Source organism: Marinobacter sp. AL4B, from assembly GCF_019916045.1.
GTDB lineage: Bacteria > Pseudomonadota > Gammaproteobacteria > Pseudomonadales > Oleiphilaceae > Marinobacter.
Window position 1 is genome coordinate 1,047,484 of the sequence record NZ_JAILWZ010000011.1, and the last position, 14,321, is coordinate 1,061,804.

Annotated in this window: 11 protein-coding genes; 1 reads left to right on the forward strand and 10 read right to left on the reverse strand. The window is 53.3% G+C overall.

Translation table 11 applies throughout. The features are described 5' to 3' along the window. Nucleotides 1–15: 15 nt before the first annotated feature. Complete coding sequence (gene rlmD / locus K5L82_RS08875) at nucleotides 16–1,368, reverse strand: 23S rRNA (uracil(1939)-C(5))-methyltransferase RlmD (protein ID WP_133006253.1); 1,353 nt, start codon at nucleotides 1,366–1,368, stop codon at nucleotides 16–18. A 28-nt stretch (nucleotides 1,369–1,396) separates the two neighbouring features. Next, nucleotides 1,397–2,290 (reverse strand): cysteine synthase CysM, encoded by an 894-nt coding sequence (gene cysM / locus K5L82_RS08880; protein WP_223133867.1) that lies wholly within the window; start codon nucleotides 2,288–2,290, stop codon nucleotides 1,397–1,399. Between the two features lie 158 nt (nucleotides 2,291–2,448). On the opposite strand from cysM, the gene K5L82_RS08885 reads away from it, so the two are divergent. Further along, on the forward strand, nucleotides 2,449–5,313 hold the full coding sequence (locus K5L82_RS08885) for an ATP-binding protein (RefSeq protein WP_223133868.1): 2,865 nt from the start codon (nucleotides 2,449–2,451) through the stop codon (nucleotides 5,311–5,313). Between the two features lie 5 nt (nucleotides 5,314–5,318). On the opposite strand, the gene pdxJ is transcribed toward K5L82_RS08885, so the two are convergent. The 8 genes from pdxJ to K5L82_RS08925 form a co-directional block, all read right to left on the reverse strand. Further along, nucleotides 5,319–6,053, reverse strand: a complete 735-nt coding sequence (pdxJ, locus tag K5L82_RS08890) for a pyridoxine 5'-phosphate synthase (protein WP_133006256.1) — start codon at nucleotides 6,051–6,053, stop codon at nucleotides 5,319–5,321. Continuing rightward, nucleotides 6,050–6,790, reverse strand: a complete 741-nt coding sequence (gene recO, locus K5L82_RS08895) for a DNA repair protein RecO (protein ID WP_223133869.1) — start codon at nucleotides 6,788–6,790, stop codon at nucleotides 6,050–6,052. Before recO ends, pdxJ begins: the two co-directional genes overlap by 4 nt. A gap of 7 nt (nucleotides 6,791–6,797) precedes the next feature. Further along, nucleotides 6,798–7,718 (reverse strand): GTPase Era, encoded by a 921-nt coding sequence (gene era, locus K5L82_RS08900; RefSeq protein ID WP_223133870.1) that lies wholly within the window; start codon nucleotides 7,716–7,718, stop codon nucleotides 6,798–6,800. Next, nucleotides 7,715–8,404: a ribonuclease III gene (rnc, locus tag K5L82_RS08905; RefSeq protein ID WP_133006259.1), complete on the reverse strand. Its 690-nt coding sequence runs from the start codon at nucleotides 8,402–8,404 to the stop codon at nucleotides 7,715–7,717. Before rnc ends, era begins: the two co-directional genes overlap by 4 nt. Further along, the gene (locus K5L82_RS08910) at nucleotides 8,401–8,817 is read right to left on the reverse strand and encodes a DUF4845 domain-containing protein (RefSeq protein ID WP_410505851.1); all 417 of its coding nucleotides are present in this window, start codon (nucleotides 8,815–8,817) and stop codon (nucleotides 8,401–8,403) included. Before K5L82_RS08910 ends, rnc begins: the two co-directional genes overlap by 4 nt. Continuing rightward, complete coding sequence (gene lepB, locus K5L82_RS08915) at nucleotides 8,814–9,596, reverse strand: signal peptidase I (protein WP_133006260.1); 783 nt, start codon at nucleotides 9,594–9,596, stop codon at nucleotides 8,814–8,816. Before lepB ends, K5L82_RS08910 begins: the two co-directional genes overlap by 4 nt. Before the next feature lie 17 nt (nucleotides 9,597–9,613). Beyond that, complete coding sequence (lepA, locus tag K5L82_RS08920; protein WP_133007605.1) at nucleotides 9,614–11,416, reverse strand: translation elongation factor 4; 1,803 nt, start codon at nucleotides 11,414–11,416, stop codon at nucleotides 9,614–9,616. Nucleotides 11,417–11,518: 102 nt separating this feature from the next. Continuing rightward, nucleotides 11,519–14,242, reverse strand: coding sequence for an EAL domain-containing protein (locus K5L82_RS08925; protein ID WP_223133871.1), 2,724 nt, complete (start codon nucleotides 14,240–14,242; stop codon nucleotides 11,519–11,521). Nucleotides 14,243–14,321 lie beyond the last annotated feature (79 nt).

A 14,321-nucleotide genomic window follows, 5' to 3' on the forward strand; every position in this document is an offset into this window, starting at 1 on the left:
CCGGACACTTCAAACTCATTTACGCTGATCGCGCTCGAACAAGGCGATCGACTCAACGTGAGTCGTGTGCGGGAACATGTCCATCACACCCGCACGCACGAGGCGGTAACCATTATTCACCATGACACCGGCATCTCTGGCCAAGGTTGCCGGGTTGCACGACACATACACAATCTGATCGGCACCGAAAGCCGTCAGATACTTACAGATGTCTTCGGCACCAGAGCGAGGCGGATCAATCAGGATTTTATCAAAACCCTCCTTGGCCCAGCTTTGATCGGTGAAATCGCCATGCAAATCAGCCCCGAAAAACTCTACGTTTTCCAAACCGTTCAGCTTGGCGTTCTCACGACCACGAACCACCATGGCATCGTCGCCTTCCACTCCAACAACCTGCCCACCCTTTCGAGCCAGCGGCAACGTGAAGTTGCCCAGACCGCAGAACAGATCCAACACCCGCTCACCGGGCTGAACATCAAGCCATTCCACCGCACGATGCACCATCTTGCCGTTGATCCCCGCATTCACTTGCGTGAAGTCCATCGGATGGAACTGCATAGTCAGATCAAACTCTTCCATGCGGTAACTCAAACGCTCGTCATCGCGACCGGAAGAGTCGGGCCAGATTCGATGAACCGTATCCGGGCCTTTCGGCTGAAGATAGATGTGCAGGTCATGTGCCTGACCAAAGGCGATCAGTTTTTCCTGATCTTCCGGCACCAGCGCATCCATATTGCGGAATACCATAGCGGCATGATCATCACCACACGCCACCTCTACTTGTGCAATACGATCAAACGCTGCCATACCGTGCAACAGTTCGCGCAACGGCATGATCCGCTCGCCAATACGGGGATCCAGCACCACACACTCATCGATATCGGTCAGAAAGCTGTTGCGCTTCTCACGGAAGCCAACCAGGACAGATTCCCGGGCTTTTACGTAACGCACTCCCAAGCGTGCCTTACGGCGGTATCCCAGCGATTCAGGCGAACGCATGGGCTCGACCCACTCTTCTGGCTCAATACCGCCAAAGTGCGCGAAATGCTCGCGCAGAGTGTTTTCCTTAAAGCGTATCTGGGCGTCGGCACTCATGTGTTGCAGGCTGCAGCCGCCGCACAAGTCGGCAAATTTGCACGGTGGCTGCTGGCGATCCGGAGCCGCTTCCAACACTTCCAAAGTGCGCAATTCATCAAACTTACTGCGGCTACCCACCACTTTTGCCATCACCGTTTCGCCCGGCAAACCGCCATCAACGAACTGGACTTTTCCGTCGGCACGGGCAATACCTCGGCCATCGTGGCCAAGGTTTTCAATCTCACAACGCACGGGTTCTTGCGGCAGAACCTTACGGCGGCGTCTACTCATATCAAATAGTCTCTTGTCAGTTTCCGGCTCAGGCGCTCGGGAATACACCGGTGGATAAGTAACGGTCTCCGCGATCACAAATAATGGCAACGATTACGGCGTTTTCAACCTCTCGGGAGAGCCGGAGCGCTGCCGCAATTGCACCACCGGATGAAACACCACAAAAAATCCCTTCTTCTCTGGCTAGGGCTCGCATGGTGTCTTCCGCTTCCTGCTGGCCAATATCCAGTACGGAATCAACTCTTGCGGCATCGAAAATTTTTGGCAGATACGCTTCGGACCAGCGTCGGATCCCCGGAATAGAAGCACCTTCTTCCGGCTGCAACCCGACAATCTGAACCTCCGAATTACGCTCTTTCAGGTAACGGGACACTCCCATTATGGTACCGGTAGTGCCCATGGAGCTGACGAAGTGGGTCACACGCCCCTCAGTCTGCTCCCAGATCTCCGGCCCAGTGGTGCGGTAATGGGCCAGCGGATTGTCCTGATTGCTGAACTGGTCCAGCACCTTACCCTTGCCCTCGGCTTCCATACGGATCGCCAAATCCCGCGCACCTTCCATGCCGACTTCAGGAGTGACATTAATAACCTCGGCCCCGTACGCGCGCATCGACGCCCGGCGCTCCTCACTCAAGTTATCCGGCATAATCAAGACCATCCGGTACCCCTTGATGGCCGCTGCCATAGCAAGAGCAATCCCAGTGTTGCCCGACGTTGCCTCAATCAAGGTATCACCGGGGCTAATGTCACCACGGCGCTCCGCTTCCTGAATCATACTGACAGCAGGTCGATCTTTCACTGAGCCAGCAGGATTGTTGCCCTCCAGCTTCGCCAGAACGACGTTACTGGTGTCACCCGGCAAGCGCTGTAAACGCACTAATGGGGTGTGGCCGACATAATCTTCAACAGTGGGGAAAGTCATATTGAAACCCTGTGATACACTTTCGGGGTCGAATCATACTCGCTATAGCCGTTATGTCCCAATACAGCTTATCGCTATATCCATGACCTCCGGCTATAACAGAATAACGTGCCTTACCCGGCATCGCCGGGAACTCATGAGAATAACAGGAACAAGATATGCGGCGGTGGGGCATTCGCAAAAAAGTCTTGGTGGTAACACTCGTTCCCACCCTCGTGACAACTCTACTGTTGGGCCTGTTCTTTACCCACAGTTGGATCAACAACATTGAGAGCCTGCTTCACGACCGTGGTGAATCCCTTTCTCGCCAACTGGCAGCCGGTTCCGAATATGGCCTGTTTACCGCCAACCGCAGTCTGCTCAGCAGCCTCTCCAACGCCTTGCTGGAAGAGCAAGACGTTCGCTCAATCTCTTTCTTCACTCCCGAAGGCAAGCGGCTTCTACACACTGGCCCGGGCAGTTCCGAGGCAATACCGACAAGCGCCTTTAAGCCCGATCAGGAAGTTAAACTGACCCTCAATCACACCACGCGCTTTATCAACCCTGTTCATCTGCAGGACCTGAGCATAGAAACCATGATCGATCCAGAGGCGCGCTTAACTGCCTCTCGAGCCCAGAACCCTCTGGGCTGGGTGATGGTTGAGATGTCCCATACCCGCACAGAAAAAGAAACCTACAAAGCCTTGTTGATTTCGCTTCTGATGATCATCGGCGGCGTTTTCCTGAGTATGGGCATTGCCATGCGCCTCAGCCGTGCCTTCACCGACCCCGTGTTCCAGTTAAACGAGGCTGTGGCATTGCTAAAAGAGGGCAAACTGGAAACCCGCGTGTATACCGGCGCAGGCCCGGAGTTTGAACAGCTGGAATCCGGCCTGAATGATATGGCATCAGAGCTGGGCCAGGCCCAAGCGGAAATGCAGCAGAACATCGATCAGGCCACCGAAGACCTGCGGGAAACACTGGAAACCATTGAGATCCAGAACATAGAGCTGGATTTTGCCCGCAAGGAAGCATTGGAAGCCAGCCGGATCAAATCCGAGTTTCTGGCTAATATGTCTCATGAAATCCGTACACCGCTGAACGGTATAATCGGATTCACAGAGCTGCTGCTGAAAACCCCGCTGCCTCGCCAGCAGCGCGATCACCTCAATACAATTCGGAAATCCTCCGAAATTCTTCTCACCATCATCAATGACATTCTGGATTTCTCGAAAATCGAGGCCGGCAAGTTGTTACTCGACAGAGTACCCTTCCCGCTGAGAGATATTGTCGAAGAAGTCATGACCATGCTGGCTCCGGCAGCACACGCAAAAAACCTCGACTTGGTGCCCTTGGTCTACAACGATGTCCCCGACCACATTGTCGGCGACCCCTTACGGGTAAAACAGGTTATTACCAATCTGGTTAACAACGCCATCAAGTTCACCCAGACCGGTGAAGTCGTTTTGCGCGCCAGCCTTGAAGAAGAAGATGCCGAGAACAACCGCGTCACATTGCGCTTAAGCATCACCGACTCCGGGGTGGGGCTATCTCGTGCCCAGCAGCAGTCGCTATTTAACGCCTTCAGCCAAGCAGACGCTTCGACAGCCCGACAGTATGGCGGCACCGGCCTGGGGCTGGCGATTTCCAAGCGTCTGGTGGAAGAAATGGGTGGAGAGATCGGACTTAAAAGCGAGCTTGGCAAAGGGTCGACCTTTTGGTTCACACTCACGCCGGAACTTTCATCGCCGGCCGATAACAGACCGCCCAAAGAAGCGCTTCGCGGTGAGCGTGTGATTTATCTTGAGCAACAGAAAACCACCGGGCTTGCGGTTGAACACCTGCTGCGGGACTGGGGCATGGTGGTAGACAGAGTGTCATCGCCGGCCGCACTGCAGGAGCACGTTGAAGAAGCTCAATTGCACCAAGAAGGTTACGGCGCCGCGATCGTGGGCATCACCCGCCACTTGTTGAATTCGAACCAATACGGCAACTTACTGCGCGCTCTGGAAGTGGAACGAGACTGCCGAACTCTACTTTTAACCCCCACTCTTGAAACACTCGAAACACCGCTTTCAGGCTTATCCAGCGGCCACCTGACCAAGCCGATTTGCCGGGATTCGCTTTACGACGAGCTGCTGGCGCTGATACATGGCATCCATTCAAGTCATCGTGAAGACACACCGGCTTCGACACCGGAACGCACTCAGGTGAAAGCGCCCCGCATCCTGGCAGTCGATGATAACGACGCGAACCTGAAACTGGTCATGACACTGCTTCAAGACTGCAAGATCAATGCGGAAGGCGCGTCCAGTGGCTTCGAAGCCCTGACAAAGGCTCGCAAAAAACCGTTTGATCTGGTCTTCATGGACTTGCAGATGCCGGGCATGGATGGCGTTGAAGCGACCGCACGCATTCGGGACTTGGATTCTGACACGCATTACACCCCGATCATTGCGCTAACCGCCCATGCCCTGGCAGATGAGCAGGAGCGACTGTCACAGCAGGGTTTCGACGGTTATATGCCCAAACCGATCAGTAGCCGCCAATTGAATGAGCTGGTGCGCGAATACACCGGCTATGACTGCAAAGCTTCTGGTACATCGTTTAAAATTTCCGAAATTCGGGACACTGGACGCATCCTTCGTCCGTCAAATCGCCGCGTACAACAAGACTGCATGAGTATTAGCGAAAGCATTCAGCTTGCTGCGGGCAAGGCCGACCTGGCGGAAGAGCTGTTCAGCATGTTGCTGGAGCAGCTGCATTCCGACGCCCCGAGGATTCAGGCGTTGTGGGATGGCGAAAATCATGAGGAACTATTGGAGTGCATCCACAAGCTGCACGGAGCAACCCGATATTGCGGCGTGCCCGAACTGCGAGCCGCCGCCAATCGGTTTGAAACCGCACTAAAATGCAAAGCAGCTGACCGCGAAATTCTAAAAGATCAGCTCACCTGTTCGATCGAACGCTTGCAGAACTGGAGCGAGCAAACCGACTGGCAAACACTCTTCCGCGAACAACAACGTCGATCAGAAACCTATTAAGCAATTCAGGCCCGCGCGCGATCCAAAATCGCGCGCATATCCTTCACCGCGTCTTTCAATCCTGAGAACAAAGCGCGGGCAACAATGGCGTGCCCGATGTTCAATTCATTAATGCCCGGTATGGCCGCCACTCTTTCCGTATTGTGGTAATGCAAACCGTGCCCGGCATTAACAATCAAGCCCTGTTCACACGCATAAGCCACTGCATCTTCGAGGATTTTTACAGTATCTTCGACCCGAGCTGGCGTTTTTGCCTCGGCATACTCGCCGGTGTGCAGTTCAATGACCGGCGCACCACAACGGACCGCAGCATCTATTTGAGCCCGGTCCGGATCAATAAACAACGACACTTCTGCCCCGATATTCGCCAATCGGTCACACGCTTTCGCGACGCGCTCTTCCTGCCCTACAACATCAAGCCCACCTTCTGTTGTGAGCTCCTCGCGCTTCTCGGGCACAAGGCAAACACACTCTGGCTTCACCTGCTCGGCAAACGTGAGCATGGCGTCGGTCACCGCCATTTCCAAATTCATTTTCGTCTGCAACACGTCCTTCAGCAGCAATACGTCACGATCCTGGATGTGTCGGCGGTCTTCCCGGGGGTGCACGGTGATGCCATCCGCACCCGCCTCTTCGGCAACCAGCGCAGCTTGCACCGGGTCGGGATAGCGGGTGCCCCGCGCCTCTCGCAAAGTGGCCACATGATCAATGTTTACACCAAGCAACACTCTGGGGTTCATAAGGTTCTCTCTGATGAAGAAACGGAATGACTGAATAAACTTCGGCTGTGGAGCGGCTTCCCCTGCAGCAGAAAGTCGACAAGCACACGCATCACGCGTTTAGCCGTTCGACGCGCCGACTCATCGCTGTAGTCGTCGCCCGCCAGCGCAATCAAGGCTTCGCCTGGTAGTCGCCCCAAACGAACGTTAGCACCACTGGCAGAAACAATGCCTTGAACAGGATCATAACCATAATACCGCCCAACCTCTACCGGGCTGCCGGTATCGGTGGTTTGATCCCATGAAAAATCGTAACCCAAAGCACCTGCGAAGGCTCTCTCGAAACGCCGCAATATCGGCTCGACATCGCTGTTCACCTGAACACCAGCCAAGGCCTGAAGACTCTCGATGTAGTTGGCAAACAGCTCTGGATGGGGGTCTGCAGGCGGTAGAACACGCTGCAAAAGTTCATTGATGTACAACCCGCTATACAACGCTCGGGTTTGGTTCAGGCGAGGTGCCTCTCGTAACTCCAGTTGCACCAGAGTTTTAAGATCGCTTTTGCCCGTCCAGTCGATTAACAAAGGCTGGAACGGTTGAAGCTGCGCTTTAAGGGGGCTTTTCGCGCTGTTACCACCGCGGGCAATAACGCTCATACGGCCATGGTTCAAGGTGAAGATATCCACCTGTAATGCGGTTTCCCGCCATGGCCGCCGATGGATGACGTAAGCGGGTTCGTGTTGCACCGCTCCTCTCATATCAACCTCAGAGGTCGTTCATGCCCAGACTTTTCAAGGCCCTGTCGCTATCTGCCCAACCACGCTTTACCTTAACCCAAAGTTTGAGCATGACTTTCGTATCGAACATTCGCTCCATATCAATACGAGCGTCCTGGCCGATCTGACGCAACCGAGCGCCCTTGTCGCCGATGATGATCTTTCGCTGTCCGTCACGCTCCACCAGAATCAACGCAGAAATGTGAAGAGTCTTACCTTGCTGTTTAAATTCTTCAATTTCCACTGCTACCGAATAGGGTAGCTCGGCGCCCAGCTGACGAGTGATTTTTTCCCGCACCATCTCTGAAGCCATGAAGCGCTGACTGCGATCCGTAATCTGATCATCCGGATAAAAGTGCACACTCTGTGGCAGGAAACGGCCAACGGCTTCTTCCAAAGGCTCCAAGTTAGTCTCGCGCAGCGCTGACAACGGAATAATCTCGGCGAAATCCCGCTTTGCAGCCAAGCTTTCGAGATGCGGCAACATCAACTCTCGCTTCTCTAGCTTATCAACCTTGTTGATAGCCAGAATGACCGGGCACTTCAAGCGCTCCAGCTTCTCTAAAACCATCTCGTCAGCGGTGGTCCAATTCAATTGATCCACCACAAACACCACCACATCGACATCCACCAACGCGGAGGTTGCGGCTTTATTCATGTAACGGTTGATCGCTCTTGGCTCTTCTTCATGCATACCCGGCGTATCAACGTAAATCGCCTGCACATCCCCTTCGGTTTTGATCCCCAGCACCTGGTGCCTAGTGGTTTGAGGCTTCCGAGACGTAATGCTGAGCTTTTGCCCGAGGATGTGGTTCAACAGTGTCGATTTGCCCACATTGGGGCGTCCGACGATTGCCACAAATCCGCAACGGCTGTCCGGATTATCCGGGGTGGTTATATCGTTCTTCATGAATTCTCCACGCCCAGCTTCTTGAGGGCACTGCGGGCGGCTTGTTGCTCAGCAATTCGGCGACTGCTGCCGGTGCCAGTGGTTTTACGGTCCAGCGACGACAACGCACACGTAACATGGAACGTCTGATTATGCGCTTCGCCATCCACCGAGATAACTTCGTATCGCGGTAACGGGAACTGACGCGACTGCAGATATTCCTGCAATCGGGTTTTTGGGTCTTTCTGGGTATCCTGTACATCCAGACCTGCCAGCCGCTCGGTAAACCAGCGTAAGACCTGCTCTCGGCAGGTATAGAAATCGCTGTCCAAGTAGATGGCTCCGATGATGGATTCCACGGCATCAGCCAGAATGGACTCACGGCGAAATCCGCCACTCTTTAGCTCTCCGGACCCTAATCTCAGGTACTGTCCCAACTGGAATTCGCGGCCGATTTCAGCAAGGGTAACGCCTTTTACCATACGGGCTCTGAGGCGGCTTAGCTGGCCTTCACGGGCGGCTTCGAACTTCAAAAACAAGTTCTCGGCGATCACCATATTGACGATAGAATCGCCAAGAAATTCCAGACGCTCATTGTTCTGGTTGCCAAAGCTTCGGTGGGTAAGCGCCAGCAGCAGCCGATCAGGGTCTTTAAACTGATAGCCAATGCGGCGCTGAAGTTGATCAAGATCTGGTTTTGAACTCACTTGCCTTTAAACTCATACTCGTGTTGAAAGTGAACGACGGTGTCGACACTGCCAAATAGGTTGTTGCGAACCTCATAATCAACGCTTATGAGCACCAAATCTCCGTCTTTATCAACAGTGATATTCTTGGCATCAAAACCGCGTACGTTGTTCACACTTAATTGCTTGTTAATAACCCCTCGCACCTGAGCCGGCCCCATTTTGGACAGGCCGTCGGTATTTTCAAGATTTTCGAGGGCTTCCTGAATAGTAAAGTCATCAAGATAAGCCGGCCCCACCTTAAGAGCGAACGTCAGCAAACCGGCAAAAAACAAGGCCACGATCATCATCGTCAAGCCGCTGCCTTGCTGATACTTCATACCCTTGGGAAATCCATTCTTCATTCGTGTTCGCTCCGAAATCTTCGAGATCATTCGATGCCACCCACTCGATCAAAAGATGGCAGACTTGTGAAAGATTTCCAGTGCATCCAGATGCCGAAGGCCTTGCCAACCACCAGTTCATCCGGCACCGTGCCCCAGAAACGACTGTCGTTACTATTATCCCGGTTGTCACCCATTACAAAGTAGTGTCCTTCAGGAACTGTCCACTCTCCCTCTCCCGAGCCAGACACACGCCCCATGGTGAGGTAGATGTCATGCTCAACACTACCCATGGTTTCTCGCCAGCGTTCCATAGGAGGCAATCGTGCGACAAAGTCCCGAGCCACGGGTTCGCCATTGATAAAGAGCTGCTTGTTACGGTACCGCACGGTGTCGCCCGGCAAACCGATCACCCGCTTGATGTAATTGGTGACACCGTCCTCCGGAAAACGGAACACCATAACATCGCCACGCTCCGGGTCCCCGATCTCGACAATTTTGGTGCCGGCCACGGGCAATCTCAGACCATAGGCGTATTTGTTCACCAAAATGAAATCGCCTACTTCCAGCGTGGGCAACATAGACCCTGATGGAATCTGAAACGGCTCAATCAGGAACGAACGCAACACCAGCACAACGGCCAATACTGGAAAAAAAGAGCGACTGATATCAATCAGCCAAGGCTCTGCGGGTTCTTCCGAACTACTCGTTTCGGCTTGTTCACTCCTGTTGGCAAGACGACGTTGTCGCAAAAACAACTTGTCCGCCAGCCAGACCACACCCGTCACAAAGGTGAGAACAACCAATACCAGTGGAAAATCAATATCCATCGGGCGCCTTAGTTTTATTAATTATCAACTTTCAATACAGCAAGAAACGCTTCCTGAGGCACCTCGACATTACCCAGCTGCTTCATACGTTTTTTGCCTTCCTTCTGCTTCTGAAGCAGCTTTTTCTTACGGCTGACATCACCACCGTAACACTTGGCTGTTACGTTTTTACGTAATGCTTTGACGGTTACCCGAGAAACCACCTGGGTACCTATGGCCGCTTGAATTGCAATATCAAACATCTGCCTCGGGATCAGCTCTTTCATCTTCTCGATCAGCTGACGCCCTTTCCGGTGAGCCAGATCACGGTGCACGATGATGGCAAGTGCATCCACACGCTCACCGTTAATCAATACATCCAGACGCACCAGGTTCGCGTCTTGAAAACGCACAAAATGGTAATCCAACGATGCAAAGCCACGGCTTGCGGATTTGATACGATCGAAGAAATCCATAACCACTTCTGCCATCGGCAACTCGTAGCTGAGCTGCACCTGAGATGACATGAAGTGCATGTTTTTCTGAACACCCCGTTTTTCTTCACACAGAGCAATGACGTTGCCCAAATGCTCTTGAGGCACAAGAATATTGGCTTCAACGATCGGCTCACGCATTTCTTCGATAGAACCAATATCGGGCAGCCGGGACGGGTTGTCCACCGAAACCGTCTCACCCTGCTTGGTCACTACTTCATATATGACCGTAGGGGCTGTGGTAATCAGATCGATGTCGTATTCCCGCTCCAGGCGCTCCTGGATAATTTCCATGTGCAACATGCCGAGGAAACCGCAACGAAAACCAAATCCCAGAGCATCGGAGTTTTCAGGTTCGAAAAACAACGAAGCGTCATTCAGGGTCAGCTTTTCCAGCGCATCTCGGAAGTCGTCATAGTCATCGGCACTGACCGGGAACAAGCCCGCATACACTTGAGGCTTAACCTTCTGGAACCCCGGCAGCATCGGAGTTTCTTCCGCGTACTTCTGATGCACAATGGTGTCACCTACTGGCGCACCGTGAATATCTTTGATGCCAGCGACGACAAAACCTACGTCGCCCGCTTCGAGAATATTGGTATCCGTCGGTTTAGGATTAAAGATCCCGACCTTGTCAGCATTCCAGGCTTTATTCGTCGATTTGATAACAATCTTGTCGCCCTTGCGCAAAACCCCTTCGATGACTCGCACCAGCGACACAACACCCAGATAATTATCAAACCAAGAGTCAATAATCAGCGCCTGCAAAGGTGCACTGCGGTCCCCTTTCGGAGGCGGAATCCTCTGGATCAGATCCTCAAGGACATCTTCAACGCCCAGACCACTTTTGGCACTGCAACGCACGGCATCCTGCGCTTCAATACCAATGATATCTTCAATTTCGGCCGCCACACGCTCTGGTTCAGCCTGCGGAAGGTCCATTTTGTTCAGTACCGGAACAACCTCCAGCCCCTGCTCCAGCGCGGTATAGCAATTGGCCACTGACTGCGCCTCTACGCCTTGGCCAGCATCTACAACCAGTAGCGCACCTTCACAGGCATACAGAGATCGAGAAACTTCGTACGAGAAGTCCACGTGCCCCGGTGTGTCGATGAAGTTCAACTTATAGGTTTCGCCATCTCGAGCCGTGTAGTTGAGCGTTACACTCTGGGCTTTGATGGTAATGCCCCGCTCTCTCTCGAGATCCATGGAGTCAAGCACCTGAGCGGCCATTTCACGCTCGGTCAAACCGCCACAGCTTTGAATGAAACGATCCGCCAGCGTGGATTTACCGTGGTCGATGTGGGCAATGATGGAAAAGTTACGGATTCGGCTCAGTTCAGTCACAGACAATGATTACTCATATAAGACATGGGATTGAGCCCGGTATAGCCGCTACGGGTCCGGGAACGGCGTGATTTTACCGGTATCCGGCCGCTATTGCCATGTTCAGGAAATAAGCGGCTTCTCATACTGGCGAATCAGGAACCCGATGAGGGCATCTTCATCCAGCGGATAGCTGAACAAATTGCCCTGGCTCTGAGCGCAACCAGCGGACTTCAAAAACGCCAGTTGTTGTACCGTTTCAACACCTTCGGCCACTACCGTCAGATGTAATTTGTGCGCCAGAGCAATGACCGCTGAAGCAACATCGGTGGCGCTGACGTTGTAGGGGATATCACGAATAAATCCGTGATCGATCTTTATCACATCAAGGGGAAGCTGCTGCAACGCAACTAAAGAGCACGATCCCTTGCCGAAATCATCCAAAATCAGACAAACGCCGAGATCATTCAGCGAAACCAGCAGCTCACGCAGCATTCGCGGATCTTCGTTGAGTAATTCCGCCGGAAGCTCCAACTCGATTCTGTCCGCAGCGACACCGGTTTCGGTGATCACCCGCCGGATTAAGTCTAAAAAGCCCGTATCGGTGATTTGGCGAACCGAAAAATTAACCGCCATTTTTAGGGATTCAAAGCCCGCACGCTCCAGCGCCTGAACCTGAATACAAGCTTGCCGAAATGCCTGCTCACCCAACCGAATGATTAAGCCCGTTTCATCGGCTAGATTAATAAACTGCTGCGCGGGCACCACCCCCTTTTCAGGGTGGTGCCAACGTAAGAAGGCTTCGACTCCAATCACCTTCTGGGTTACCAAGTCCACCTTTGGCTGATAATGCAGCACAAAACGATCCTCCTGCAGCGCCGTTGCCAACTCTTCTTGTTGCAACATGCGACGCGCGGCTTTGATGTTCATCGCCGGAGTAAAGAATTGATAATTATTGCGGCCCATTTCTTTGGCTCGATACATGGCCAAATCCGCATACTTCATGAGTGTGCCCACGTCTTCGCTGTCATGGGGAACCATGGTGATACCAATGCTGACGGTCACGCCAACATCATGGTCACTCAGCCTGACTCTCTGGCACAAGCGCCTCAAAATCGTTTCCGCGACCTTGCTCGCCGCGTCGGTTCCACTAACCCTAGACAGCAGAACCACGAATTCATCGCCACCCAGGCGGGCCACGGAATCTTCTTCCCGAACACAGCCTTGGAGCCACTCAGCTACCTTTCGCAGCAACTCATCGCCGGCATCATGCCCCAGGGTATCGTTAATTCGCTTGAACCCGTCCAAATCCAGATACATCAAGGCCGCCGGTTCACCACTGCGGCGGGATCGTTGCACAACACTATTCAGACGGTCACGAAACAATTGCCGGTTGGCCAACCCCGTTAAAGGGTCGAAAAAAGCCAACCGGTGCAATTCTGATTGCGCCGCTTTTAACTGTGTCAGGTCACGCAAACTCAACACGACCCCGCTTACCCCGGGCACACTCAGCATAGACGTGAAGGTACCTTCCATCTCACGGCACTGTCCGCCGGCATCATTGATACGAGCTCGCACCGCCGGCATCTGCTTACCCGGAGAAGACACAGCATCCGTGAAGGCCTGCCGCAACCCCGCCCAATCGTCAGGATTAACCAAAGCCTTAAAGTTCAGATCTGAGATCCGGTCCGGATCAAAACCAAGAATATCCCGGGCGGACGGACTCGCGTACATCGGGCCGCCCGATCGATTCATGACCATCGTCACGTTTGCAGCGCCTTCGGTAATCGCTCGATACCGACCCGCACTGACCTGAGCCCCCAGACGTGACCGCACCAGCGAGAGAACGAGCAGGTACATCAGAACACTAATAGCCAACCCCGAGCCTAGAACAATCGGAGGGCGGGGGTCCGAGGCCAGATAGTCAAAGGCGGGGGTAGACCGCGTTTGCAATAGCCATTCTCGACCACCATGAGAGACGGTTTGGCTGAGTTCAAAACTGAACTCGTTATCCAGCGACCCCAAGTTGGAGCCATACATAAGAGTATTTCGGGAAACGACGGCGGCATCGTATATACGCACATCAAGAAACGGGGAAATCAGACCAACAATGCCATCCAGCAAGTTATTCATACGGAAGGCACTGAACACATAGCCCGCCAACATCATTCGGCGCTCGGTTCTGACATCCGGCATGGCCCCACCCTGGTATACGGGGTAGTACATGAGGAAACCTGCCTGATCTTCGGCCAAGGCTTCCTGAACCAACACGACCTTGCCCGTGACCATTGGTTTTGCTTCATCTCGGGCCCGCTCCATGGTCACCCGGTGGATAGGATCACTGAAGGCGTTGTAGCCAAGGGCACTCAGATTTCGCTCCGTACCGGGCTCGAGGTACACCATGGGGTAATAATAAGGCCCAGTCCCCAGCGGTTTTACCAGGTACTTATACACCCCTTCGGCCCGAACAAAAGCAATGTGATCCGCCATTTGGCGAACGCCAATCCTTTGTACGTAACCGATCCCTTCGATTCCGGGGTAATAACGATTGATGTCGACTTTCTCAACGTACTCGCGCCACTCATCACGACTGACCTCACCTTTCACCGCAAACAGACCTGCACTGCCAGCCAATACCTGTTCGTAGTTCAGCAGCCGCTCTTCAATGGCCGTTTTCAGCTGCAAGGATTGAGCGCGAAATTTGGCTTCAGCCCGGTCTTCCACCAAACGGATGGAAACCTGCCAAAGCAAGATAGTGACGCAAACAGAAGCAATAAAAACGAGCAATGCCAACCAGGAATTGCGCAGCTTAAGCAGTTGGCGGAGGGATAATTCCTTGTTTTTCATATTGTCACCGGGTCCATCCCATGACTGAAGGTCCGAAAGATTCGGAGAGTATAGCAAACGCTCCCGGTCATGTCGTGAC

What these genes read in the sequence shown, in the direction of transcription:
- rlmD (WP_133006253.1), bottom strand. Translation starts at nt 1,368, where the DNA reads ATGAGTAGACGCCGCCGTAAGGTTCTGCCGCAAGAACCCGTGCGTTGT.
- cysM (WP_223133867.1), bottom strand. Translation starts at nt 2,290, where the DNA reads ATGACTTTCCCCACTGTTGAAGATTATGTCGGCCACACCCCATTAGTG.
- K5L82_RS08885 (WP_223133868.1), top strand. Translation starts at nt 2,449, where the DNA reads ATGCGGCGGTGGGGCATTCGCAAAAAAGTCTTGGTGGTAACACTCGTT.
- pdxJ (WP_133006256.1), bottom strand. Translation starts at nt 6,053, where the DNA reads ATGAACCCCAGAGTGTTGCTTGGTGTAAACATTGATCATGTGGCCACT.
- recO (WP_223133869.1), bottom strand. Translation starts at nt 6,790, where the DNA reads ATGAGAGGAGCGGTGCAACACGAACCCGCTTACGTCATCCATCGGCGG.
- era (WP_223133870.1), bottom strand. Translation starts at nt 7,718, where the DNA reads ATGAAGAACGATATAACCACCCCGGATAATCCGGACAGCCGTTGCGGA.
- K5L82_RS08910 (WP_410505851.1), bottom strand. Translation starts at nt 8,817, where the DNA reads ATGATCTCGAAGATTTCGGAGCGAACACGAATGAAGAATGGATTTCCC.
- lepB (WP_133006260.1), bottom strand. Translation starts at nt 9,596, where the DNA reads ATGGATATTGATTTTCCACTGGTATTGGTTGTTCTCACCTTTGTGACG.
- K5L82_RS08925 (WP_223133871.1), bottom strand. Translation starts at nt 14,242, where the DNA reads ATGAAAAACAAGGAATTATCCCTCCGCCAACTGCTTAAGCTGCGCAAT.